This is a genomic window from Desulfosporosinus shakirovi, assembly GCF_020595055.1.
Lineage (GTDB): Bacteria > Bacillota > Desulfitobacteriia > Desulfitobacteriales > Desulfitobacteriaceae > Desulfosporosinus > Desulfosporosinus shakirovi.
In genome coordinates this window covers 58,778-82,326 of record NZ_JAJDOO010000014.1, presented here as the reverse complement: position 1 = coordinate 82,326, position 23,549 = coordinate 58,778, and the positions used below count along the sequence as shown (strand labels likewise).

General features: G+C 39.8%; 24 protein-coding genes, 1 tRNA gene and 1 pseudogene. 22 read left to right on the top strand and 4 right to left on the bottom strand.

Annotated features, from left to right (window positions below; genetic code table 11):
• Positions 1 to 97: 97 nt before the first annotated feature.
• The 3 genes from LJE72_RS13785 to LJE72_RS13775 all read left to right on the top strand — a co-directional run bounded on the left by LJE72_RS13785 (position 98) and on the right by LJE72_RS13775 (position 2,040).
• Complete coding sequence (locus LJE72_RS13785; RefSeq protein ID WP_229248215.1) at positions 98 to 580, top strand: hypothetical protein; 483 nt, start codon at positions 98 to 100, stop codon at positions 578 to 580.
• A gap of 420 nt (positions 581 to 1,000) precedes the next feature.
• On the top strand, positions 1,001 to 1,147 hold the full coding sequence (locus tag LJE72_RS13780) for a hypothetical protein (protein WP_229248214.1): 147 nt from the start codon (positions 1,001 to 1,003) through the stop codon (positions 1,145 to 1,147).
• Between the two features lie 11 nt (positions 1,148 to 1,158).
• On the top strand, positions 1,159 to 2,040 hold the full coding sequence (locus LJE72_RS13775; RefSeq protein ID WP_229248213.1) for a DUF1858 domain-containing protein: 882 nt from the start codon (positions 1,159 to 1,161) through the stop codon (positions 2,038 to 2,040).
• 71 nt (positions 2,041 to 2,111) lie between these two features.
• On the opposite strand, the gene LJE72_RS13770 is transcribed toward LJE72_RS13775, so the two are convergent.
• Positions 2,112 to 2,300 carry a ferredoxin gene (locus LJE72_RS13770; RefSeq protein WP_229248212.1) on the bottom strand — a complete coding sequence of 63 codons (189 nt, stop codon included), beginning with the start codon at positions 2,298 to 2,300 and terminating at the stop codon, positions 2,112 to 2,114.
• A 436-nt stretch (positions 2,301 to 2,736) separates the two neighbouring features.
• On the opposite strand from LJE72_RS13770, the gene spo0A reads away from it, so the two are divergent.
• The 8 genes and pseudogenes from spo0A (at position 2,737) to LJE72_RS13735 (ending at position 10,027) form a co-directional block, all read left to right on the top strand.
• The gene (gene spo0A / locus LJE72_RS13765) at positions 2,737 to 3,537 is read left to right on the top strand and encodes a sporulation transcription factor Spo0A (RefSeq protein WP_073029290.1); all 801 of its coding nucleotides are present in this window, start codon (positions 2,737 to 2,739) and stop codon (positions 3,535 to 3,537) included.
• A gap of 217 nt (positions 3,538 to 3,754) precedes the next feature.
• Positions 3,755 to 4,438, top strand: a complete 684-nt coding sequence (locus LJE72_RS13760) for a dTMP kinase (RefSeq protein ID WP_229248211.1) — start codon at positions 3,755 to 3,757, stop codon at positions 4,436 to 4,438.
• Positions 4,439 to 4,451: 13 nt separating this feature from the next.
• On the top strand, positions 4,452 to 6,098 hold the full coding sequence (locus LJE72_RS13755; RefSeq protein ID WP_229248210.1) for an ABC transporter substrate-binding protein: 1,647 nt from the start codon (positions 4,452 to 4,454) through the stop codon (positions 6,096 to 6,098).
• 105 nt (positions 6,099 to 6,203) lie between these two features.
• Positions 6,204 to 7,136, top strand: coding sequence for an ABC transporter permease (locus tag LJE72_RS13750; protein WP_229248208.1), 933 nt, complete (start codon positions 6,204 to 6,206; stop codon positions 7,134 to 7,136).
• 19 nt (positions 7,137 to 7,155) lie between these two features.
• The gene (locus LJE72_RS26285; RefSeq protein WP_282437907.1) at positions 7,156 to 7,716 is read left to right on the top strand and encodes an ABC transporter permease; all 561 of its coding nucleotides are present in this window, start codon (positions 7,156 to 7,158) and stop codon (positions 7,714 to 7,716) included.
• The gene (locus LJE72_RS26280; RefSeq protein WP_312038934.1) at positions 7,713 to 8,054 is read left to right on the top strand and encodes an ABC transporter permease; all 342 of its coding nucleotides are present in this window, start codon (positions 7,713 to 7,715) and stop codon (positions 8,052 to 8,054) included. The genes LJE72_RS26285 and LJE72_RS26280 overlap by 4 nt, the downstream gene beginning before the upstream one ends.
• On the top strand, positions 8,054 to 9,049 hold the full coding sequence (locus tag LJE72_RS13740) for an ABC transporter ATP-binding protein (protein WP_229248207.1): 996 nt from the start codon (positions 8,054 to 8,056) through the stop codon (positions 9,047 to 9,049). The genes LJE72_RS26280 and LJE72_RS13740 overlap by 1 nt, the downstream gene beginning before the upstream one ends.
• Positions 9,042 to 10,027 (top strand): annotated as a pseudogene (locus tag LJE72_RS13735) (ABC transporter ATP-binding protein). The gene LJE72_RS13740 and the pseudogene LJE72_RS13735 overlap by 8 nt, the downstream one beginning before the upstream one ends.
• An 80-nt stretch (positions 10,028 to 10,107) precedes the next feature.
• Here the strand turns inward: LJE72_RS13735 and LJE72_RS13730 are convergent.
• Positions 10,108 to 10,183: transfer RNA gene (locus LJE72_RS13730), tRNA-Arg, on the bottom strand.
• A gap of 194 nt (positions 10,184 to 10,377) precedes the next feature.
• Here LJE72_RS13730 and LJE72_RS13725 point away from each other — a divergent pair.
• Both LJE72_RS13725 and LJE72_RS13720 read left to right on the top strand, forming a co-directional pair.
• The gene (locus LJE72_RS13725; protein ID WP_229248205.1) at positions 10,378 to 11,244 is read left to right on the top strand and encodes a YitT family protein; all 867 of its coding nucleotides are present in this window, start codon (positions 10,378 to 10,380) and stop codon (positions 11,242 to 11,244) included.
• A gap of 97 nt (positions 11,245 to 11,341) precedes the next feature.
• Positions 11,342 to 12,358: a tetratricopeptide repeat protein gene (locus LJE72_RS13720; RefSeq protein ID WP_229248203.1), complete on the top strand. Its 1,017-nt coding sequence runs from the start codon at positions 11,342 to 11,344 to the stop codon at positions 12,356 to 12,358.
• 12 nt (positions 12,359 to 12,370) lie between these two features.
• Here the strand turns inward: LJE72_RS13720 and LJE72_RS13715 are convergent, their stop codons facing one another.
• Both LJE72_RS13715 and LJE72_RS13710 read right to left on the bottom strand, forming a co-directional pair.
• Positions 12,371 to 13,159 carry a polysaccharide deacetylase family protein gene (locus LJE72_RS13715; RefSeq protein WP_229248201.1) on the bottom strand — a complete coding sequence of 263 codons (789 nt, stop codon included), beginning with the start codon at positions 13,157 to 13,159 and terminating at the stop codon, positions 12,371 to 12,373.
• A 255-nt stretch (positions 13,160 to 13,414) separates the two neighbouring features.
• Positions 13,415 to 13,675 (bottom strand): hypothetical protein, encoded by a 261-nt coding sequence (locus tag LJE72_RS13710; protein WP_396391067.1) that lies wholly within the window; start codon positions 13,673 to 13,675, stop codon positions 13,415 to 13,417.
• 256 nt (positions 13,676 to 13,931) lie between these two features.
• Here LJE72_RS13710 and LJE72_RS13705 point away from each other — a divergent pair, with 256 nt between their 5' ends.
• From LJE72_RS13705 to LJE72_RS13665, 9 genes are all read left to right on the top strand, one after another.
• On the top strand, positions 13,932 to 15,194 hold the full coding sequence (locus tag LJE72_RS13705; RefSeq protein ID WP_229248199.1) for a tetratricopeptide repeat protein: 1,263 nt from the start codon (positions 13,932 to 13,934) through the stop codon (positions 15,192 to 15,194).
• 100 nt (positions 15,195 to 15,294) lie between these two features.
• The gene (locus tag LJE72_RS13700; protein WP_229248198.1) at positions 15,295 to 15,825 is read left to right on the top strand and encodes a hypothetical protein; all 531 of its coding nucleotides are present in this window, start codon (positions 15,295 to 15,297) and stop codon (positions 15,823 to 15,825) included.
• Positions 15,825 to 16,358, top strand: a complete 534-nt coding sequence (cobO, locus tag LJE72_RS13695; protein WP_229248197.1) for a cob(I)yrinic acid a,c-diamide adenosyltransferase — start codon at positions 15,825 to 15,827, stop codon at positions 16,356 to 16,358. The genes LJE72_RS13700 and cobO overlap by 1 nt, the downstream gene beginning before the upstream one ends.
• Before the next feature lie 131 nt (positions 16,359 to 16,489).
• Positions 16,490 to 18,391 (top strand): PrkA family serine protein kinase, encoded by a 1,902-nt coding sequence (locus tag LJE72_RS13690; protein ID WP_229248196.1) that lies wholly within the window; start codon positions 16,490 to 16,492, stop codon positions 18,389 to 18,391.
• 18 nt (positions 18,392 to 18,409) lie between these two features.
• A complete protein-coding gene (gene yhbH / locus LJE72_RS13685) occupies positions 18,410 to 19,546 on the top strand; it encodes a sporulation protein YhbH (RefSeq protein ID WP_229248195.1) in 1,137 nt (378 codons plus the stop codon).
• A 45-nt stretch (positions 19,547 to 19,591) separates the two neighbouring features.
• Entirely contained in the window at positions 19,592 to 21,064 is a 1,473-nt protein-coding gene (locus LJE72_RS13680) for a SpoVR family protein (RefSeq protein ID WP_229248194.1), read from the top strand.
• A 187-nt stretch (positions 21,065 to 21,251) separates the two neighbouring features.
• Entirely contained in the window at positions 21,252 to 21,866 is a 615-nt protein-coding gene (locus tag LJE72_RS13675; RefSeq protein ID WP_229248193.1) for a DedA family protein, read from the top strand.
• A 102-nt stretch (positions 21,867 to 21,968) separates the two neighbouring features.
• Positions 21,969 to 22,487, top strand: coding sequence for a peptidylprolyl isomerase (locus LJE72_RS13670; RefSeq protein WP_229248192.1), 519 nt, complete (start codon positions 21,969 to 21,971; stop codon positions 22,485 to 22,487).
• Positions 22,488 to 22,587: 100 nt separating this feature from the next.
• Positions 22,588 to 23,523: a selenium metabolism-associated LysR family transcriptional regulator gene (locus LJE72_RS13665; RefSeq protein ID WP_229248188.1), complete on the top strand. Its 936-nt coding sequence runs from the start codon at positions 22,588 to 22,590 to the stop codon at positions 23,521 to 23,523.
• Positions 23,524 to 23,549: the final 26 nt, after the last annotated feature.

Sequence of the window (23,549 nt, the reverse complement as noted above, 5' to 3'; positions counted from 1 at the left end):
CGTGCTTAATGTATTAAGAAAAGTTTTTGGTTAAAGTGGTCTGAAATTTGCTTTTCCCTCCTAGAATATATGGTAGAGACAAGCAAGGAGGGAAATTATGCGTCAAAGTCGTTATGTATGGTTAATTGGGATATCACTCTTATGTCTAATTACAATAGTCGTATTGAAAACACCTCAAGCAGTGATATCGACTCTAGCGGATCCACAATACGGGAATTCTCAAAGGAAGACAATCCAACAATTCTGGAAATATATGGATTTGCGCCAAATTGACTTAGCTTGCGATCTGCTAAGCTTACCAAAGGGTTCTGCGGATGAAAGTGAGTTTAAGGTTTGGGAGACCCTAATGAACAAGGATCCAATGTTGTCATTACAAAAAGTGGAGTTTATGAATCCTGATATGGAGGGTTCGCAGGATGTCATTGTGCGTGTTTCATGGACATCGTCGTTAGAAAAAGTGCAGCAGGTAACATTTTCTATGAGCCTGGCTAAAACTGAAAAGGGTTGGCAAATTCAAGGAATTAAGCGGATCAACGATCTCTCGTATATTGGGGGGGATCAAGATGGAGGGTCAGTTTAGACCTTATAACAGTATGAGTTCAAGTACTCAAGTGAGTAAAGCCCCTTTACGCTTATATGTGGGTATTGTCTACTTAGCTATTGGGTTAATATTATATCTGTTTACCAACTGAATTTTGACTTAGTTATAAGGAAATAGTTTGAAACACGGTGTACCTCATTGGGTACACCGTGTTTCTCGAATTATAAGTTTGAGATAGATGAATTCATAACGAAAACTTATTAAGGTATTAGTTGGATCATTGATCAGATTAAAGAATAAGTACAAGTCATTGCATAGTTTGTCGAACATTGGTTTAAACTGAGGCTGAAATAGGTTTACTTTGGAGCGTGCTTAAATACACTCAGAAATGTGTTTTAGGTCACACTTAAGCGATGGCAGGCATGTTAATCTATGATCATGAAGAAGGAGGTTATTTCAATGGCAGACGTTAAAAAAGAAACTCCTGAGATGGAGTGCGATCATTGTGGAACTACAAGCGAATTAGCTCCTATATTGACTTATGCTCATCAAGGTGAAGAAAAACATGTATGTACGCGTTGTTTGCCAATGCTTATTCATGGTTAGGAGTTGAGTAGATGCGCTTTACACTAGATATGAAATTAAAAGACATAATGTCCTCCAATCCAAAAACAGCAGAAGCAATGCAGGAATTAGGATTACACTGTTTAGGGTGTGCTTTTTCAGTCAATGAAACTCTGGCCAATGCAGCACAAATGCATAATTTAGATCCTAATGTCTTGTTGGCAAAAGTAAATTCTGTGGAACAAGGCGAGATGTCGGCGGAGGCTGCTGCAAAAGCTCAACCAGCGGGAGGAATTTTGCAAATGGATAAGAAAACTTATTCAATTGCTCCTCATATACCGGCTGGTGTTGCGACTCCGGAAATCCTGCGTAAGATAGCTGATGTCTCTGAAAAATATCATGCCCAAGCAATTAAGGTGACTTCTGCTCAGCGTATCGCTATCGTTGGACTAAAACCCGAGGATGTCCCTAAAATCTGGGATGAACTTGGCATGGACCCTGGACATGCTGTCGGATTATGTGTGCGAAGTGTAAAAGTTTGCCCAGGCGATACTTTTTGTAAAAGAGGTCTGCAAGAAACACTATCTCTAGGGGTGGAAATTGATAAACGTTATCATGGCATGCAGTTACCCTCTAAATTTAAAATCGGGGTTGCCGGTTGTCCCAATAAATGTACAGACTCAGCTTCGGTCGATTTAGGATTGATGGGTACTAGCAAAGGATATCATTTGTATGTAGGCGGAAATGGCGGAGTTAAGCCAAGACCGGGTAATATCCTTTTGGAAAATTTGCAGAGGGAGCAAGTATTATCGGTTATGGATGCGGTCATTTCGTATTATAAAGAAAATGCCAAGCCACAAGAACGGATTGGACGTCTCATTGACCGAATCGGAATAGATGGACTGCGTGAATTTGCGGAGCAAACAAAACATTAAGAAAACGCGGATGCATTGCCATCCGCGTTTTGATTGTCTTAACCCTTTAATCTAGATTTAGTCAATTTAAATTATTCGACATGTATAGCATCTGTAGGACAGCCGTCAGCAGCATCTTTGGCAGCTGACTCAACTTCACTTGGTACAGGGTTAGTATAGGCTACGGCTAATCCGTCATCTTCCATCTTAAAAACCTCAGGGCAAAATTCCGGGCAAGCTCCACAACCAATACAAGCATCTTTGTCGACTGCAGCTATCATAATATCATCCTCCCTTACCTTCTTAACTATCATTCGACCATAGTATAACCAAAAATAACAATAAACTTAACACTGAAATATACTTTATTTTTTAATGCTTCTTCGTAATTCATGTATTTAATTAAAGAAAATTGTATTATACCCAGCGGTTTGATAAATCTCGATTGTGTTAGTATTAATTCGATAATCTTACGCCACGTAGTAATCGATATGGAAAATAGTGGTAGATTTTGCGATAAATATAAATACCATAAATATCCAAATAAGTGCCTTGAAGTTAGGTCTTACCTCACTTTTGAGCGGAAATTAGTGTTGACTTATTATTTGCGATTTCGACATCAACCATAGCGTATAATAAAAGCACCGGAGAGATGCAAATGCAAATTATGGCGCTAATGCTGGACCGGAATACATTTAAGGCGGGATGATTTTAAGAATGAGTAAGAAAATAAAAATAATTGTTGCCGATGATAATCGTAATTTATGTCAAATGCTACAAAACTATCTCCAAGGCCAAGAAGATTTAATCGTTGTTGGAGTTGCAAATAATGGTTTAGAAGCGTGGGAACTTATTCAAAGCCAGGAACCGGATTTAATCATTCTTGATTTAGTAATGCCTAATTTGGATGGATTAGGTGTATTGGAAAGAATTAACTCGCGTACAACAATAAATCGACCTAAAATAATCATGTTAACAGCCTTTGGACAGGAATCACTTACTCATCAAGCAATGATGCTCGGTGTCGACTATTTTATACTTAAACCCTTTGATTTGGATATTCTCAGTAAACGTATTCGTTCTTTAACTCAGGATATACCTTCATCCCAGCCTAACCATAATTCCTCCGCTTCACCCATTGTTGTTTCAACCGTTGGAAGTGGATTGAACCTGTGTGTAGAAGTGACGACGATGATGCATCAAATTGGGATTCCAGCTCATGTAAAAGGATACCAATATATTAGAGACGCTATTCTGATGGTGGTTGAAGATGTTTCATTGCTAGGAGCGGTAACCAAAGAGCTATACCCAAGTATTGCCAAGAAATTCGATACTGCTCCGAGCAGAGTAGAACGTGGTATTCGCCACGCAATAGAGTTGGCATGGGAACGTGGACATACTGATACCTTGAAGAGAATTTTCGGATATTCAATGAACATTGAGCGACAAAAACCTACAAACTCAGAATTCATAGCTTTGTTAGCTGACAAGTTGAGAGTTATGAGCAAGGTTAGCTAGAAATAGAAAAGACTTGAAAAATTCAATTATAAAAGCATCTCCTTTTAGCTTTAGGGCAAAAGAGAGGTGCTTTCGATTTTGTAATTAAATCTTACAATTAACTATTAAAGTGTTGTTGAAATGCAATTTTATTGATAGACTAATCATTAAAGTAACGCTAATTACTTTAATCAAAACTTTATAGTAGATATAAAGCATAAAGAAGGAGCCGGTTTTTTTGAAAGGAAAACTCATAGTCATAGAAGCAGGAGATGGCAGTGGCAAGGCGACGCAAACAAAATTATTGTTTGATAAACTATCCCTGTATAATTATAACGTTAAGCATGTAGAATTTCCTGATTACCAGAGCAAGTCCTCTGCTCTTATCAAAATGTATTTGAATGGGGAATTTGGCAATAATCCGAATGATGTCAATCCCTATGCTGCGTCTACTTTCTATGCTACTGATAGATATGCTTCCTATAAAAAAAAGTGGGGAGACTTCTATCAGAGTGGCGGCATTATTTTAGCTGACAGGTACACCACATCCAATATGGTTCATCAGGCGGCTAAAATAATCAACCCTGACGAACGGGACGAATATCTCAATTGGTTATGGGACTTGGAGTTCGTAAAGTTCAAACTTCCAGTACCTGATTGCGTAATTTTCCTCGATATGCATCCACAATACAGTCAGATCCTAATAAACAACAGATCTAACAAATTTGGCGACGGTGAAAAGGACATACATGAAAGGAATTATGATTACTTAGTTCACTCATATAACAATGCTACTCAGATCAGAGCATCATTTGGCTGGGAAATGGTAAATTGCGTACATAATGGTCAGTTGCGAAGTAAGGAAGATATTCACAGGGACATTTATGGAATTGTAACAAAAGTCATCCATGGCGAAGGCTAAGGAGGGAAAAAGGATGCTAAAGGGTACAGGACGTTGGTATTTGGTTATTGCGGTTTTGTTATCAATAACTTTAATCCTGTCCGGATGTGGACCGAACACTGCACTGACAAATGGGGATAAACCAAGCGGTGCAACTCCTGTTGATGGTGGAACATTTCGTTTTGGGATGATTTCAAGTCCTTCAGCTCTGGAACCGGCCTTTTTAGAAGAAATTAATGGCATACAAATTGGCAAAGAACTCTATGATGGACTTGTAAAATACGATCCTTCCTCTTTAGAAGTAATGCCCGCTATAGCGGAAAAATGGGATTATTCTGCGGATAAGAAAGTTATTAAATTTCATATACGCGATGACGTTAAATTTCATGATGGAACTGCAGTAAAAGCTCAGGATGTTTTAGATGTCTGGAATCGTTTAGCTGCCAAAGACACACTTTCCCCCGTTGCCTTCCCACTTGAACCTATTGTTGGATTCGCTGATGTGAATAGTGGAGAAGCCAAGACAATTTCAGGACTAAAAAAGATTGATGATTATACGATTGAAGTGACTTTAAGAGAAAAGAATGCAGCTTTTCTAACCTCTTTGGGGCACCCGGCAGTCAGTATTTATAAGATAGAATCTGCGCTAAAGGCGGGTAAAGATTTTGGTACGCCTGTCGCCACTCCCGAAACTTTAATTGGAACAGGAGCCTTCAAGTTCGTTAAATGGAATTCCGATCAAGACGTAACAATAGAGAAGTTTGATGATTATTATGGAACCAAGGCACATGTCGATAGAGTCGTCTATAAAATTTTTAATAATGAATCGACGGCTTTAAATGAGTTTCGTGCTGGAAACTTGGATTATGTGGATATGTTGCCTCCAGGTCAAAGAAAATCTATTAATATGGAATTCCCTGATCAAACCATTAATCAAACCACTTTAACTACACAGTTTATCGGATTTAACCTGACTAAGGTGCCGTTTAAGGATAATGTTAACTTACGCAAGGCAATTGCCTACGCTCTTGATCCCCAGAGTATCATTGATACTGTACTAGAGGGAAACTCAACTCTGTCCAACGGACCATTGCCTTCAACAATGCTAAGCTATGATATAGACCTAAAAGCACCAAAATTTGACCCTGCTAAAGCTAAAGAATATTTAGCTTTAGCAGGGTACCCCGATGGCAAAGGCCTCGCACCGATTCAGTATGCCTACAACTTTAATCAAGAAAATCAAAAAGTTGCAGAAGCTTTCCAAGGCCAATTGAAAGAGATTGGAATTCAAATCGAGCTAAGAAACATGGAATGGGGTTCCTACGTTAAAGCTATGCAGTCAGGCGAAAATCAAATGTTCCGCGTAAACTGGGTTGCGGATTATCCGGATCCGGCTAATTTCCTGAACATTCTTTATTCCAAATCTCAATGGGGGATGAATAATGTTGTTTTTTATTCTAACCCAGTGGTTGAAAGTCTACTGACTCAAGGCTTAGAGGAAACTGACACAACCAAACGTATGGATATCTACAAAAAGATCCAAGAATTAGTCGTAGAAGATCAACCTGCCGTTTGGACATTTAACCCTAACTATCTTCGTTTGTTAGGAAAGAAAGTTCATGACCTGACCATTAGTGCTTTAGATCATAAAGATATGCGTATAGTCTGGTTATCCAAGTAACTTTGGTGCAATTAATATTGGAGTTTATGCTTACTGATGCATAAACTCCAATTTAATGTACGACTATTCGAGTAAATTGTTTGAATTTTAGGAGGAAGCTAATTTGTGATACGTTTTGTCATTCGGCGTATTTTTCAATTGATACCTGTTATCTTAGGGATATCAATGTTGACTTTTGGGATGATGTCTTTTGTCCCTGGAGATCCGGTAGCATTAATGTTAGGACAACATATTTCTCCTCAAACCATGGAAAGTGTTCGCATGGAATTGGGATTAGATCTGCCCTTTTTAACTCGTTATCTAAACTACCTTTGGAATGTCCTGCATGGAAATTTTGGTCGATCCTACATACAACATCAAGAGGTTTCCCAGATGCTCTTAGATAAAATCCCTGTTACCTTTTGCTTAGCATTGGTATCTTCAGCGATTGCGATAATATTTGGTGTACTTATTGGAGTGTTGTCCGCAGTTAGGCAATACAGTTTTTGGGATAATTTTACTACCTTTTTTACGTTAATAGGTCTCTCGTTGCCAACTTTCTGGTTGGGGATGGTCTTGCAATTGGTATTTGGCGTTATTTTTCGTGTATTGCCAATCAGTGGATCTGGTGGTGAAGGGTTTCATCTTCAATACTATATCTTACCCGGATTTGCACTAGGTTTTGCTTCAATGGCAATGTATGCCGGACTGACTCGCTCTAGCATGTTAGAAGTTTTAGGTGAGGATTATATTCGTACCGCACGTGCTAAAGGTCTTTCTAAACGGGCCGTTGTTTTCAAACATGGGATGAAAAATGCGCTTATTCCAGTGTCTACGCATGCAGGTATGGATTTTGCGAGCTTAATGGGTGGCACGATTTTAATCGAGACAATTTTTTCGCTTCCTGGAATTGGATACATGCTTTTTAATGCCATCTCCAGAAGAGATTATCCTGTTGTCCAAGGGGCTACGCTCTTTCTAGCCCTCGTTTTTGTGGTTATGAACTTGCTTGTAGATATTTCCTATGCATTTTTAAATCCTCGCATTCGATATGATTAACGGCTAAGGAGGTAGGAAAATGTCAACTAATTCAGATGCCGATAAAACCTTGGAATTATATGAAACATCCTCACTTTTCTTGGAAATATGGGTTCGCCTGAAAAGAAATAAGCGTGCGATATTTGGCCTTTTCTTAGTTGTTTTCTTAATATTGGTAGCCTTATTTGCCAATGTTATTGCCCCGTATGATCCGGTACAGATTGCTTTGAAAGATTCACTAAAAGAACCTAACTTGGCTCACTTAATGGGTACGGATGTTCTGGGACGAGATGTTTTTAGCAGAATTGTCTACGGAGCTAGGGCTTCATTAATCATCGGTGTGGTGGCTACAAGTATTTCCTTAGTCATAGGAGTCATCATTGGTGCTTTTTCAGGCTATTATGGGGGATGGCTTGATTTACTAATGATGAGAATTACGGATATTTTCTCAGCATTTCCATTTTTCCTTTTGGCAATTGCAATCATGACTTTTTTTGGACCAAACTTGCTAAATATCTTCTTTGCCTTGGGGATAGTGGGATGGACAAATTATGCGCGCCTTGTCCGCGGACAAGTTATCTTAGTTAAAGAAAGTAAATAATAGAAGCAGCTCGCTCTATCGGGGCAAAAGACAGACGAATTATTTTAAGACATATCCTTCCCAACGCTTTAGCACCTGTGATTGTTTACACTGCCCTGAATATCGGAGGAGTTATTTTAGCTGAGGCAGGATTGAGCTTCTTAGGCCTTGGAGTTCGGCCTCCTGCTCCGAGTTGGGGATCGATGCTGGCAGAAGGCAAAGACTTCATCTTTAATGCTTCGTGGCTGGTTGCTTGGCCCGGTGAAGCCATTTTTTTTACTGTACTAGGTTACAATTTATTAGGTGACGGGTTGAGTAATGCTCTGGATCCGCGCTTGAACCTTAGGAGGATAAAGTAATGGATCAAGAATTGTTACTTCGTGTTAAAGAACTTAGAACTTATTTTTACACGGATGCCGGGGATATAAAGGCTGTAGATGGCGTGAACCTTGAGATTCAAATAGGAGAGACTCTTGGAGTTGTAGGTGAATCGGGTTCAGGAAAAAGTGTTACGGCCATGTCTATTATGCGTCTGATTCCTATCCCTCCAGGTAAAATCGTAAGTGGAGAAGTAATGTTTAATGGCAAAGATTTGCTCAAGGCTTCGGAGGATGAATTAATGAGGATCCGTGGCAATGATATTGCTATGATTTTTCAGGACCCTATGACATCTTTAAATCCAGTACTTACTGTTGGAGATCAAATAATGGAAGCTATTATGCTTCATCAGAAAGCAGGACGTACTGAGGCGAAAAAAAAGGCTGTCGAAATGTTAAAAAGGGTTGCTATTCCTGAAGCGGAAGTACGCATTGACAATTATCCGCATCAATTTAGTGGTGGTATGAGACAACGTGTTATGATCGTTATGGCTCTATCCTGTAATCCAAAACTTCTCATTGCTAACGAGCCAACAACAGCGCTCGATGTTACTATTCAGGCTCAGATTTTAGATTTGATGAATGACTTGAAAAGGGAATATGGTGCAGCGATTATGTTGATTACCCACGATTTAGGGATTGTCGCAGAATTGTGCCAAAAAGTGTTAGTAATGTATGCTGGAAATACGGTCGAATACACGGATGTTGTTTCTTTGTTTACCAAGCCTATGCATCCGTATACATGGGGATTGCTAGGATCGTTGCCAAAACTTGATGTGTGGGCAAAACAACATCTGGAACCTATTCAAGGGCAACCCCCTGATCTGCGAAATTTACCGCAGGGGTGTAACTTTGCACAGCGATGTAATCATAAAAAGCTCATTTGTGAACAACAAAAACCGACCTGGCTCGAGAATGAACCAGGGCATTTCGTAAGCTGCTTTTTATATGAAGAAGAGGGTAAGCGACATGATTGAAACTAAGAAAACAACTGAAACCCTGTTAAAGGTTGAGAATCTGAAGAAATATTTTCCTATCAAGAAGGGAATAGCAGTTCAGCGGTATGTAGGTGATCTTAAAGCAGTTGACGGGGTTTCTTTCGAAATTCGTCGCGGAGAAACACTAGGATTAGTTGGAGAAAGCGGATGTGGCAAATCCACAATTGGACGGGTAATCTTAAGATTACTGGAACCAAGCAAAGGAAAGGTCATTTTTGAGGGGAAGGTTCTGAATCAGCTTTCCCATGAAGAAATGCGCCAAATGCGTAGTCAGATGCAAATGATTTTCCAAGATTCATATGCTTCTTTGAATCCTCGCATGAGAGTGGGGGATATCATTGCAGAGCCTATTTTGATTCAGGGAGTTTCGAGTCGTGCCGAGCGAGAGAAACAAGTTTGTAAGATCTTGGAAGTCGTAGGTTTAAGTCCTTATCACGGAGCACGTTATCCACATGAATTTTCGGGAGGACAACGACAGCGGATTGGAATCGCTAGAGCTTTAGCTCTTAACCCAAAGTTGATTATCTGCGACGAACCAGTATCGGCACTAGATTTGTCGATTCAAGCACAGTTGATTAACTTACTTGAAGATTTACAAAAAGAGTACCATTTGACGTATTTATTTATTGCACATGACTTATCAGTAGTTAAACATATTAGTAACTGCGTTGCAGTTATGTATTTGGGTAAGATTGCTGAACTTGCAAATTCAGAGGAACTCTATAAAAATCCTCAACATCCTTATACAATCGCTTTATTATCAGCTATACCTGTTCCGGATCCAACCGCTAAAAAAGATCGCATAATTCTTAAAGGAGATGTTCCCAGCCCAGTTAATCCCCCTTCAGGCTGTCGATTTCATACGCGTTGCTCTAAAGTACAAACTATTTGCAAGGAGCAGGATCCGAATTATAGAGAATTGGAAATGATCATTTCGTAGCTTGTCATCTTGTTTAAGATAACTGAGCGATTGGCTGTCATATAAATGAATAATATTTACAGCAAAAGCCACAACAAAAGTTGTGGCAAATTTATCATGGTGCGCCCGGCGGGATTTGAACCTGCGACCTCCGGCTTCGGAAACCGTCACTCTATCCACTGAGCTACGAGCGCTTATAAGAGGCACTTCAATACTTTATCTAATTATGAGTATTTTGTCAAGCTAAATAGCAGGATCCATTGAATGCGATATTCCCTTTATGATATAGTAAAAGATAAGTTATCTTTGGATTTGTTTCTTAAAAGACTCTACTGTATAATTTAAAAGATAACAATGCACTGTTACAGGTGAAGAACGGGGGTTCCTATTGCTGAGGCGTTTTCGTGACTATTTTACATGGTATTTGTTTAAGCACTTTTTTGGAATCGTAATTGGTTCAACTATTGTAAGCGTAAGTATCAATACATTAATTATTCCTAATGGAATAGCTGATGGCGGAGTCACAGGGATCTCGATAATTCTGCATTACTTATTTGGTTGGCCAGTTAGTTGGGCTGTTCTCCTTTTAAATCTACCACTTTTTTTCCTCGGACTGCGTATGGTGGGAAGAGATTTTTTAGTGTTCAGTATTGTAGGTGTGGGAGTTCTCTCAGCGACGCTTTCTCTGACTACACATCTGCCAGCCTTAACCAATGATACATTGTTGGCCGCGATATCTGGCGGAGTTCTTACAGGAATTGGAATGGGCCTCATTTTCCGATCCAGAGGATCGCTTGGCGGAACTGATATATTGGCGGTATTGCTTACTAGAACTACCTCTTTTAGTGTTGGACAAATCCTACTTGGAATTGATGCGGTTATCTTTCTGGGCGCAGCCATTTTGTTTGGCCCAGAAATGGCTATGTATGCCATGATTTATATGTTTATTGCTACACGGGTTGTGGATCTCGTTCAAGAGGGCTTAAGTGTATCTAAGTCAGTTTTGGTGGTAACTGCTCAGCCTCAGAGAATTGCTGAGGAGATTATCGATAAGCTTGAGCGAGGAGTAACACTTTTTCAAGCAATCGGCGCTTTCTCGGGTGAAGCGAAGCAAGTTGTTTATTGCGTTATTAACCGTTCAGAACTGTCTCAAATAAAGGAAATTGTTCGTGATCAGGATCCTCAAGCTTTTGTAGCTATTTCCGAAGTGCCTGAAGTTGTAGGGGAAGGTTTTTCTTCTTGGAAGGGACACTGAGAAGGGATTTAACGATTAGAGGTTATATAAAATAGTGTTGAGGATAGAGATTTCGCTCTTGAATCATTTAAGGGCACTTTGAAACGAGGGATTGGGATTGTTTAGTCAGCGCAAAAAAAGTCATAGAAGTCGCTGGAAGACAGTATTCTTACTTTTCTTGGTTGTTGTTTTTATGTTCACTGTGGGACCCTTCGTCTGGTGTATGCAACAACTAAAACACGCAAAAAGTGTTTATGATGTTCAGAAGGTTCAAGAGGAACTGCATTGGATAGAGAAAAATGCTGCCTTTTTAAAAAATCTGGCAATTGTTAAAGATACAAACCTGTGGTTGGCGCTTAATGTTGGAAACAAGGACATAGATGAATCCAAGTTGGCCTCATATCAAGACGGAAAACATCAATTTTGGTTGTACCTGTTTTATTTGCAAGAGGGAAAATTAAGCTCAGCTCAGAACGTGTTGGCTAAGATGAGTGACAGCAGCCTTATATCACTGGGGAAAGGTTTGATGTCCATCTCAAAGGGGGATGCTCAGCAATCACAACGTTTACTGACAGATACTAATATTGACTGGAAGGCATTATCGATTGATGAGCAGACCCTTAGGCATTTAACCTTAGCACAAGCAGCCATAATTGGGGAAGATCTTCACACTGCACAAACAGAGCTCAAAGCAGCTCAACAGTTAAATCCGTATAATCCTGCGTGCCTGTCTATGGCATTTAATGTCGCAATAGAAGAAGAGCAATGGTCGAAAGCTCTTGAGATTAGTCAATTAATCAATGCTCAAACATGGCGCACTGCTAATACGTTATTTGAGACTAAAAAAGCTATCCTTGCTATTTACCAAGGCGACAAGTTGAGTCTGTCTAATAGTCTCGCCTCTCTAAAAGAGCTGCCCCAGGGTGATGCTTGCATAACCTATGTGAATGGAATTCGCGTTTTGGAAGAAGGGAAGTTAGAAGAGGGTAAGGATTTACTGGAACGGTCAATAAAGGATGGACTTGAGGGTAAATTAAATGTTGATGCTCAAAAAGCCCTTAATCAAATCAATGAACGGCTAAAAGCGGATCACAGTCTTCGCGCCGCAGTGGCTGAAACCAATGAACAATGGTAGTTAGGCGGGCAGTTACTTGGCGGGGAGAGCCTCTTCTTTCAAATTGCTTTCAGGTGGCCAGGTACTGCTTGCTTGAGATAATAACTTTCCCACAGGAAGTAAAGTATTCCCCTTGCTTTTAAGGCTCTGAATCACGGTAGGTAAGGCTTCAATCGTATCAGGAGCAGAGTCGGAGGCATGAAATAGAATTATATCTCCAGGTTTAGCTCCTGTTCCAGGACGGGGGCCATTAAGCACATTATTAACGACGGCACTTGGGCCGGGACGCTTCCAGTCAAGAGAATCAACACTCCATTGAATCACACGATATCCCAGTTCATCGGCTGTAGCAATAACCTTATTATTATAGGCTCCATTAGGGGTGCGAATTAGTCGTATTTTTTGACTTGTTATTTTTTCAAGGACTTGCTGGGCACTGGTGATCTCTTTTCCTATTTCTTCTGCTCCTAAAGTGTTGAGATCGATATGACGGTTTCCATGCGAACCGATTTCATGCCCTTCAGCTATCATTCTGCGCACTAATTCTTGATGCTTTTCAGCCCAGGGACTGGAAAGGAAAAACGTTGCTTGAATTTCTTCTTTCTTAAGAATGTCTAGTATGGGTTCCGCCGTCTTCTCTCCCCAACTAATATCGAAGGTTAGACCAATAGCTTTGGTGTTAACGTTGACTGAGTAGATCGGTTTTAATTTTCCAGAGAAAACAGATGTAACATTTTCGCGGTAAGCAAGCATGACTAATAAAAGAATTCCCCAGAGAGCAACATTTCGCCATGAGGGACGTTTGAAAATAATAATTCGCATTTGGCACTCCTCCTTCGACTAAAAGATATTCATTGAATAGCAAGATCATGAGAAGTAAAACAAAAAAAACGCCTGTAAAGGCGTTTTAAAACTGCTAGTTAGACTTATATTCCGCTATGCGGCTTCATTGATGAAGAGGAAATCATTTTTCGGGAGCAGAAAGTATTGAGTGTAACTAACGTGAACGCTGGTTTCTTGAAAGCTCAGCGTTAGGCAATTTTGAAAATATGCATTAGGTATAAAATCCAGTATGTTCTAGCGCTGAATGAATTGCTTACCTGACTGGATTAAATTTACTCTAAACAATAATTTCAGGAAAATATGAAGGACAACGAATGAAACCGCTATAAAAACGAGAATACGTACTACGAAAAATGTTACGGCAAATACCAAGGAAAACACTTTACTTAAGACCATGGCTGAGACATATAGTCCCAGAATGAGAATGACCAATTTGAGAGCAACCATCCAGTAATTTGAAGACTGTGCAGGACGATAAGTATTCAAGCCAAACACTCCCTTCTAGCTTAAGATTATCATATTTCGACTTTTATGTCTAGATTACAAGCTAGTTCACTCTAAAGTTATTTCTAAATTACAAGGTCATCTCAACTGACATAATTCTTGCTATCATGTCAACGTTCCATAGCTGCAGTTCTTTGCACAAACATTTGTTTGGACCTTGGATTTCACATATTTAAAACTTATATCTTTATAATATGCCCAATAAATCCCCTCGTGCATATGATGGAACAGACACGGAGGGATTTATATGTATGATTCTGACTTATACATCTGGCGAAACCTTATGGAAGATGGAACACAGTGTCTTGGAGATGAGCAATATCTTAAAGCAGAAAAATATTTCATTCAGGGTTTGTTAAAGGCCTACGAATTAACCGTCCCAGAAATTCTGGCCTTTACACTGCGACTTCTAGCGACGGTTAGAGTGCGCCTGGGGAATTTGGAGCTTGCTGAAGAAGGGTTTAAAGAAGCTTTACGCATTTGCCAAGAGATTCAGAACGCTAAAGGAATGGCTGAAGCCTGGGCGGGTTTGGCAAGTATCTCAGTTAAAAAGAGAATGCTTCCGAAAGCGGTTGAAGAGTATGAACAAGCAATAGCTGTTTACCCTAAATCATCCCCCCAGCTTAGGCTTGGAATGCTTTATGCTGACATGGGTCAAGTTTATACTGCTCTTGAAAAATGGACTTGTGCCAAGAACTCATATGCAAAGGCAGTAGAACTTTGTCGCTTGTATGGTTTCCCAAAAGGGGAGGCAGAGTTGGATGTTCTTTCCGGAGAATTATGCTTTAGACTTGGGCAGAAAACTGAAGCCCTAGGAAATTTAAAACATGCCTGTCAACTATTTGCCCAACTACAGGATATGGTCGCTTTATCGACGACACTTCAATATTTGGCTTTACTTTACTTTGACCAAAATGAAATGCGCTTAGCCCTTGAAAGTCAACAAAGAGCAGTTAGTCTCTGTCTAAAGTTTGACACCAAGGAGGTTTTCAGTGAAAGCTGTTATTTCCTTAGCAAAATTGAACAAAACTTAGAAGATTACCTAGAAGCAAGATATTATCTAGAATTATCGGTTCATTTTTATCCTGAGCAAACTATCGACTTTGCTATACGCTATCAAAATTTAGGAAGCTTACTGTTTCTTTCAATGGATTATACGAAATCTGAGATATACTATTTAAAGGCACTAAATCTCTTTGAATTGTATCAAGATGACCAGCGCAAAGATGAAGTTTATGAAGCATTGGCGCTCCTAAAAGGGTTGCGTGAGCAAAATGACGGTCCGTTAAACACCCGACATAAGCCGGAAGATAGATCTAAACTCCATGGGGAGTTTACCTTGGAGGCCTTAATACATTTAGCAGAGTTTTATGAAAAACGTCATAACGATCGCGATGCCTTGGAATGCTACTGGAAGGCTTTGAAAAAGGGACGTGATGCTGAGGTGGCAACGGATTGGATAGAATACAGGGTGCAACAGGTTTCAAAACGTCTTCGCAAGAAGAAGTAATTTCCAAAATCTTATAAAACTAGCTTTATTAATTATCGGAATTCAGTTAGAATAACAATATATAAGTTGCTGCTAAAAGGAGACGGGGGGGATAATCGACATGCGAGAGGAAGATTCGATACTTCTCGAGTGCTTGGAAGATGTGTATCACACCTTTGAAAAGGCCTTAAAGAAGGCTAATCAGGTTCGTTCGATCCATGTCCAGAAATTTGAGCAACTCCTTGTTGAGATAAGAAGCGAGCGAAGGATTTTTGAAGATATTTCTATTCCAGCTCGACTTATCGTTGAGCAACTCTTAGAATCTCAATTCAGAGTTGGACAGGTTGCGATAGAAGCAGAACGGCTTAAGCAAGCGTTTGCTAGTGTATCCTATGTTAAGGTTGAGGAATTTAGTAAGATATGTATAAAAATTGGGGAGCTAGAGGTCTCTTGGCGAGATGGGAACTACTCATATTATCTGTATCCTGACAAAGTAGAGCTAAGAGCAACTGATGAGAAGTCATCAATTAAGTTGTTTTTTTCCATAGCTTTTAATCGTCAATCAGTGGAGCGTTTTCCAGAAATCCTTATTTCTCCTAATGTTGTTTATATCCATCCACAACTCGAAAAATGGATACGGAAGGTGCAATAATGTCAAATCTTTCTCAAGGATTGATCCAAATATATACTGGGAATGGTAAAGGGAAAACAACAGCAGCATTTGGCTTGGCGTTACGGGCTGTTGGCCATGGTTTTCGGGTTTTCATCATTCAATTTATGAAAGGAAACGATGGTTACGGTGAGTTAGATGGCATAAAACGTTTAAGTCCTGAATGTCAACTTGAACACTATGGGGGAGCAGGATGGGTTCACAAGGGAGAAAATATCGAAGAGAACATCGTTGAAGCGAAAAAAGCTTTCTCTAGAGCGCAAGAAATTCTCCTCTCAGGGAATTGGGATATTGTCATTCTGGATGAGATTCTTAATGCAATTTGGTTTGACCTGATTCCAGAAAGTGAAGTTATGGAACTGTTGACCAAGAAACCGTCTCATGTAGAATTGATCTTGACTGGCCGAAATGCTTCAGAGAGCATGATTGAAAAAGTGGATTTAGTAACAGAAATGGTGCTCAAGAAACATCCCTATGAGAAAGGTATTATGTCACGTCAAGGAATTGAGTTTTAAAAACATCTCTTAGGAGGTGTTTTTTTCATGATCATACACAAATGATTTCAATGACTTATCTTCGTCGACTGGGCATATACTTAAGTATTATCCCGACAAGTCTTGCTGTTGTTAGAGAAGGGAGGGCTACTATGGAAGTCATTAAATGGTTGCGAGAATATCGCGAAGTAGAGGCTGCACTGGCTTGGAGTGGCACTTTTGCTGATTATTTGCAAATGGTTACTAAAAACTCTAAATTGGCGCTGCATGCCCATGCTCGAATCTATGAGATGATCAAAGCGGCCGGAGTTGAAACAATTGGGGATTCGAAAAAGTACAGTTTTTTTGACAAAGAGCTTTTTGGGTTGGATAAGACTTTGGAGAGGCTGATTGAAGAGTATTTTCATAGTGCAGCCAAGCGGTTAGATGTCCGCAAACGGATCTTACTTTTAATGGGACCAGTAAGTGGCGGGAAATCAACAATTGTCAGCCTATTGAAAAGAGGACTTGAAGACTATACAAGAACTGAGGAAGGAGCAGTTTATGCCATTGATGGATGTCCTATGCATGAAGATCCCCTGCATTTGTTGCCGGTATCTTTACGTCAACAATTTGAAGATACGTACGGGATTCGTATCGAAGGAAATTTATGCCCCGTATGCCGCTTGCGTTTGGATGAGGAGTTTGTTGGTGAAACAGAACGCTTTCCGGTAAAAAGAATATTATTTTCAGAAGAGCAACGGGTTGGAGTTGGAACGTTTACCCCATCAGACCCTAAGTCTCAAGATATTGCAGACCTAACCGGCAGTATTGACTTTTCTTCTATCACGGAATATGGATCAGAATCCGATCCTCGCGCTTATCGTTTTGATGGAGAGCTGAACAAGGCAAACAGAGGTCTAATGGAATTCCAGGAAATGCTTAAATCAGATGAAAAGTTTCTCTGGAATCTTTTAAGTCTCTCTCAAGAAGGAAATTTTAAAGCAGGGCGCTTTGCTTTAATTTCAGCAGATGAGTTGGTAATCGCACATACAAACGAAAATGAATATCGGGCTTTTATTGGGAATAAGAAGAATGAGGCGCTGCAATCCAGAATTATTGTTATGCATATTCCTTATAATCTGCGAGTTAGTGATGAAGTTAAGATTTATGAAAAATTAATAAGTCAAAGTGACATTAGAAATTTACACATGGCTCCGCACAGTCTTTGGGCAACCTCAGTCTTTAGTGTACTTTCACGGCTAAAGCCTTCGAAAAAGCAAGGCATGGATCTGGTGAAGAAGTTGCGTATTTATGATGGAGAAGATGTGGAAGGATTTAATCAAAAGGACATTAAAGAATTAACTATGGAGGGAGAAGAACTGGGCGAAGGCATGAATGGCGTTGATCCGCGTTATGTTATCAACCGAATTTCGACAGCCTTAATTCGAGATGAGCATAAATGCATTAATGCACTAGATATCTTGAGAGCTTTAAAGGACGGTTTATCTCAGCATACATCGATCATGAAGGAGGAAAAAGAGAATCTTCTAAATCTGATTTCAGTTGCGAGACGGGAATATGACGAAATGGCTAAGAAAGAAGTACAGAAGGCATTCGTCTATGCTTACGAAGAATCTGCGAAGTCACTCTTAAATAATTATTTGGATAATGTAGAAGCATTCTGTAATTCTACAAAAATTTATGATTCAATAACAGGTGAAGAATTATCACCTGACGAACAACTTATGCGAAGCATTGAAGAACAAATAGGGGTTTCAGAAAATGCCAAGAAAACCTTCCGAGAAGAAATACTGATTCGAATTTCAATGTATGCTCGAAAAGGAAAAACCTTCGGATATGAATCGCATGAACGTTTAAAAGAAGCGATTGAGAAAAAATTGTTTGCAGATCTTAAGGATATTGTCAAGATCACAACCTCTGTCGCGCATCCTGATCAGGAGCAATTGAGAAGAATCAACAATGTTATGGATCGACTTGTCAAAGAGCATGGATACTGCCCAATCTGTGCTAACGAGATAGTGAAGTATGTTGGGGCCCTCCTTAACCGATAGAGAGGACAGGGATTTAGTATGGCGGATGACATCATCGTAAGCCGTGATGACTGGACTTTGCATCGCAAAGGACATCTTGACCAATCAAGGCATAAGGAAAAGGTTGAAGAAGTCATTAAGCAACAAATGGGGGACTTAATTGTTGATGAAAGCATCATCTTAACGGATGGTAAAAAAAGTACAAAGATTCCCATGCGCTCTCTTGAAGAATTTCGCTTTCGGTATGATTTTAATAAGCAAAATCATACCGGACAAGGGAACAAAAAAATGGCTCCCGGTGATATTATTGGAAGGGAACAGCCTGGTAAAGGTAAAGGAAGCGGAGCAGGTGAAGAACCTGGCCAAGATATTTATGAAGCGGAAGTTACGTATGAGGATCTGGCAAGCATTCTTTTTGAAGAATTAAAGTTACCTAATTTAGATGATAAAAAGAGACCTCTTATTGCCCATGATCGTCCCGAATTCAATGATGTACGTAAGAAAGGGCTAATGGCTAATGTGGATAAGAAACGTACATTGCTTGAAAGTATCAAAAGACAGGCCTTTTCAAAGAAAAAGAAGCTGAATAAGGAAGCTAAACTAAGAATATCTCAGGAAGACTTGCGTTTCAAGACTTGGGAGACTCGACCTAATTTTGAGACTAACGCGGTTATCTTGGCGATGATGGATACATCAGGCTCAATGGGTCAATTTGAAAAGTATATTTCCAGAACCTTTTTTTTCTGGATGGTGCGTTTTCTGCGTTTAAAATATGAAAATGTAGAGATGCGTTTCCTGGCACACCATACTGAGGCAAAAGAAGTTACAGAGGAGGAATTTTTTACACGTGGAGAAAGTGGAGGTACTCGTTGTTCATCGGTTTATAAATATGCTTTAGATATCATTGAAAAGGATTATCCCCCAGCTCATTATAATATTTATCCTGTTCATTTTACGGATGGCGATAATATTGGATCGGATAATTCCAGGGCATTGGCTCTAATGAAAAACCTAGTCGAAGTGAGCCAAATTGTTGGCTACGGAGAGATCTTAAGAACACATTACTCCAGTACATTAATGTCAACCTTAAAGCGCATAGCCGATCCTAAGTTGCGTTTGGTAACCATAAGGGATCGCAATGAAGTATATGATGCACTCAAAACAGTTTTCTCCTAAAAGTGAAAGAACGTTATTGAATAGGAGTATGTAAGGGGGGGAGTCATGGACAGTGAGATGCGAGCCCTAACTAATATAGCTCAAGATATCGCGCAGGTGGCCCGTGACATGGGACTTGATTTCTATCCGGTAAATTTTGAAATAGTTCCGGCAGAGGCATTGTATACATTTGGAGCCTATGGAATGCCGGTACGTTTTACACATTGGAGCTTCGGTAAGGCCTTCTATAAGATGAAGATGCAATATGATTTAAATCTAAGTCGAATTTATGAATTGGTCATAAATACCAACCCTGCCTATGCTTTCTTGTTAGAGGGAAATCGTTTAATTCAAAACAAACTCGTCATTGGGCATGTCTATGCTCATGTTGATTTCTTTAAAAATAATCATTATTTCTCCCGTACGCCTAAAGATATGGTTGAACGCATGGGTGCCCATGCCGACAGAATTCACGAATATGAAACCAATTACGGACGTGACAAAGTGGAACAAATCATGGATGCAGTCTTGGCTATTCAAGAACATGTCGATTATAGAGCTCACATCGGACCCATAAAAAAATCTGAAAATGGACTTAAGAGAGATAGACGTGAAAAAGGTGAAGGGCATGTTTGTCAAGGTAAATCCTGCGCCGGAACTTGCAGTGGAGAAGCCGTTCAAGGACTAGGGAAATGGGATCAGCAAAAGAAGACTCGAAAGAATACAGTCTCGTTACCGTACGAAGATTTATGGGGAGACCTGTTAGCAGATGAATGTGGAGTCCTGCCCCAGCAGGAATTTGAAGATTTGTTGCTGTATATTATTAGGTTTGCACCCGGCCTGGAAGAATGGCAAAAGGACATTGTCAGCATTGTTCGTGAAGAGTCACTGTATTTCTTTCCTCAGATCGAAACTAAAATTATTAATGAAGGTTGGGCCACCTTCTGGCATGCCAGGATTATGCGAGAGCTCAATCTAACTGATGCAGAAACCCTAGAATTTGCGATTATGCACAGTCAAGTTGTTCAGCCTTCTCGATTGGGATTAAATCCTTATTACTTGGGAGTGAAGATATGGGAATACTTGGCAAAAACTAAATCCGATAATGAACTATTTGACCTGCGCGAGACTGAAAACGACCTTTCATTCATTCGCAATCATCTTAGTGGTGAATTGGTCGAAGAATTAAATTTATTTAATTTTCGTAAAGTGGGTGCTCATTGGCAGGTTACAGAAAATGAATGGGAGAAAGTCCGGGATAATCTAGTGAAACAATTGGTTAATGGAGGGCATCCTCGAATTGTTGTTATTGAAGGAGACTATGAAGGTAAGGGAGGATTGCTGATTAAACACTGTCATGAAGGAATGGATCTGGATATTATGTATCTCGAAAAAACCTTGTCTCTCGTTCAATTTCTCTGGGGGAAATCAGTAGCCCTTGAGACCGTAGTGGATAATAAGAAATACATCTATGAATCTGCGAACGGAATAGTAAGCCGTCGTCTGGTATCTAAAAATGAAGAAAATGGCGTCAGATAAGAATTATTCACCAGCTCAAAAACAGATGCTAGAATAGGTATCTGTTTTTGAGTAATAAATAAAGGATTTTGGACTATTAAAGTAGAATATATAATATTAAGTCGATGTTTTAAGTTTATATTTCAGACTATGCCCTAATGTGCAACTAAGGGTGATAGGGTTATTGAGGAAGGCAGGAAGGAAGGGCATGCAAGGGCTAGAACAATATTTAATAGATATAATCTATCACTTTAAGTATATTGGCTTATTCATTTTACTCACTTGCGGTTTGGTCGGTGTTCCTGTACCGGATGAATTCCTTATGACCTTCAGTGGCTTTCAAACGTCTTTAGGGCGAATGGATTTTGGGACAACCCTAATGGTTGCTACCTTGGGCAGTTTCTTAGGAATGAACTTAAGCTATTGGATTGGAAGGAGATTGGGAATTCCCTTCTTGCACAAAGTTGCACCTTATCTTCATCTTAATGAAAAGAAAATCGTCAGAGCTGAACATTGGTTTCAGTGTTATGGAGACAGGCTAATTGTAATTGGATATTTCTTTCCTGGATTTCGCCATTTTACAGCTTATTTTTCTGGAATGAGTAAGCTTCATTTTGGACGTTATACAGTATTGGCTGGGATTGGAGCTTTTCTTTGGGCCTTAACATTTATTACGCTGGGACGAATTCTTGGCGTACACTGGCAAAGAATAACTCATATCTTGCACCATTACTTGGCACGGAGTGGAATTGTCCTAGCTATTATCGTATTCTTAATCTATCTCTACAGTGTAAAAACGAAGCAGGGAAAGTCGTTCGTATGAACTGAACCTGTTTAAAAAATATTTCCCATAGATTAGGGAAAGTCAGAATCCAGTGGTATAATACTATGGATAAAAACCTAAAACATAAAGGAGGTCACACGGGTGACAAATGAAACGAATCAGGATCAAGAAGCTAAACAAAACCCCATAGTAATCATTGAAATGGAAAACAATAATACGATTAAAATTGAACTTTATCCAGCTATTGCGCCGGAAACTGTTGAGAATTTTATAACTCTCGTTTCTGAAGGCTTTTATGATGGCCTCATTTTCCATCGATGCATCCCAGGTTTCATGATTCAAGGGGGAGACCCTAATGGCACAGGAATGGGCGGAAGCAAAAAAACAATCCGTGGCGAGTTTAGTGGTAATGGTGTCAAAAATGATTTGATGCATGATCGCGGAGTAATCTCAATGGCTCGTACCTCAGCTCCTAATTCCGCAAGTTCTCAATTCTTTATTGTTGTCAAAGCTTCAAGCCACTTAGACGGTCAATATGCCTCTTTCGGTAAAGTCATCGAAGGTATGGAAGAAGTCGACCGGATCGTCAGTGTTCCGAAAGATCGAGGAGATAAACCTTTGGAAGACCAACGGATGAAGAAAGTCACAATTCAAGCTTAGGTATAGATTGAATTGTTTTGAGTGATTCTATGCAGAAAGAGGAGGGCCATGCCCTCTTCTTTCTGCATATTCTGAGTTCTATTACGGATGGAGGTGTACCATGTTAGATTTGATGCGGTTATTTGCTCAGGTGGTAGAGGAACAGAGTTTTACGATGGTTGCTCGAAAGTTAGGAATCAGTCAACCTGCTGTTTCCAACCAAATACGCGCTTTCGAAGAAAAACTGGGAGTCAAGTTGCTTTATCGTAAAGGAAAGGGATTTGCACTTACTCCAGAGGGGGAGACAGTTCACAGACATACCTTGCATATGCTTGATGAATGGTCAGAGCTTATGCGAGAAATTGGTGATTCTGAGAAACTTATGAGTGGGAAAGTCCATATCGGAGCTTCTCACATTCCAGGAGAATATTTACTGCCAATTTATTTAGCTGCCTTTCGTAAACAATATCCGGAAATTAAATTCAAATTATCCATTGGAGACAGTCTTGAAATGGCGGAAAAGGTGCTTGCCCATGAAGTTGATTTTGCCGTGGTTGGAGCAATTTTTGATACGGAAAAAATAACCTCTGAATTTTGGCTAAAGGATGAACTGGGTTTCGTAATCTCAAGTGATAACCCCTTGTGTGCCAATCAAAGCATTGAACTCGAATCTCTTAGGGAGGACCCTATGATTATTCGAGAGACAGGGTCGGGGCATCGGCGAGCCTTCGAAGAAGCACTCACTAAACAGGGGTTAGACTTGAATGATTTTAACATAGCCTTAGAAGTTGGAAGTACTGAAGCTGTAAAAAATGCCGTTCGTTCCGGTATAGGATATTCGTTTCTTTCAAAACATGCGTTAGAATCTTGTGAGAAACAAGGTCTAGTATGGGCAAACGTCAAAGATTTTTATATTGAACGAGGTTTCTATCTTTTAACCCGCCGTAATAAACCGTTAACGGTTGCTGCTGATGCAAGCTACCGTTATTTGGCTAGTCAAATGTCTGAAACCAGAAGCAGTCGAAATTTGAAAGCAAATTATAGTATTAGGAAGTAGTCTATTCAATGTGCATAAGTTTGTTT

What these genes read in the sequence shown, in the direction of transcription:
- LJE72_RS13785 (WP_229248215.1), top strand. Translation starts at nt 98, where the DNA reads ATGCGTCAAAGTCGTTATGTATGGTTAATTGGGATATCACTCTTATGT.
- LJE72_RS13780 (WP_229248214.1), top strand. Translation starts at nt 1,001, where the DNA reads ATGGCAGACGTTAAAAAAGAAACTCCTGAGATGGAGTGCGATCATTGT.
- LJE72_RS13775 (WP_229248213.1), top strand. Translation starts at nt 1,159, where the DNA reads ATGCGCTTTACACTAGATATGAAATTAAAAGACATAATGTCCTCCAAT.
- LJE72_RS13770 (WP_229248212.1), bottom strand. Translation starts at nt 2,300, where the DNA reads ATGATAGCTGCAGTCGACAAAGATGCTTGTATTGGTTGTGGAGCTTGC.
- spo0A (WP_073029290.1), top strand. Translation starts at nt 2,737, where the DNA reads ATGAGTAAGAAAATAAAAATAATTGTTGCCGATGATAATCGTAATTTA.
- LJE72_RS13755 (WP_229248210.1), top strand. Translation starts at nt 4,452, where the DNA reads ATGCTAAAGGGTACAGGACGTTGGTATTTGGTTATTGCGGTTTTGTTA.
- LJE72_RS26285 (WP_282437907.1), top strand. Translation starts at nt 7,156, where the DNA reads ATGTCAACTAATTCAGATGCCGATAAAACCTTGGAATTATATGAAACA.
- LJE72_RS13740 (WP_229248207.1), top strand. Translation starts at nt 8,054, where the DNA reads ATGGATCAAGAATTGTTACTTCGTGTTAAAGAACTTAGAACTTATTTT.
- LJE72_RS13715 (WP_229248201.1), bottom strand. Translation starts at nt 13,159, where the DNA reads ATGCGAATTATTATTTTCAAACGTCCCTCATGGCGAAATGTTGCTCTC.
- LJE72_RS13705 (WP_229248199.1), top strand. Translation starts at nt 13,932, where the DNA reads ATGTATGATTCTGACTTATACATCTGGCGAAACCTTATGGAAGATGGA.
- LJE72_RS13700 (WP_229248198.1), top strand. Translation starts at nt 15,295, where the DNA reads ATGCGAGAGGAAGATTCGATACTTCTCGAGTGCTTGGAAGATGTGTAT.
- cobO (WP_229248197.1), top strand. Translation starts at nt 15,825, where the DNA reads ATGTCAAATCTTTCTCAAGGATTGATCCAAATATATACTGGGAATGGT.
- LJE72_RS13690 (WP_229248196.1), top strand. Translation starts at nt 16,490, where the DNA reads ATGGAAGTCATTAAATGGTTGCGAGAATATCGCGAAGTAGAGGCTGCA.
- yhbH (WP_229248195.1), top strand. Translation starts at nt 18,410, where the DNA reads ATGGCGGATGACATCATCGTAAGCCGTGATGACTGGACTTTGCATCGC.
- LJE72_RS13680 (WP_229248194.1), top strand. Translation starts at nt 19,592, where the DNA reads ATGGACAGTGAGATGCGAGCCCTAACTAATATAGCTCAAGATATCGCG.
- LJE72_RS13675 (WP_229248193.1), top strand. Translation starts at nt 21,252, where the DNA reads ATGCAAGGGCTAGAACAATATTTAATAGATATAATCTATCACTTTAAG.
- LJE72_RS13665 (WP_229248188.1), top strand. Translation starts at nt 22,588, where the DNA reads ATGTTAGATTTGATGCGGTTATTTGCTCAGGTGGTAGAGGAACAGAGT.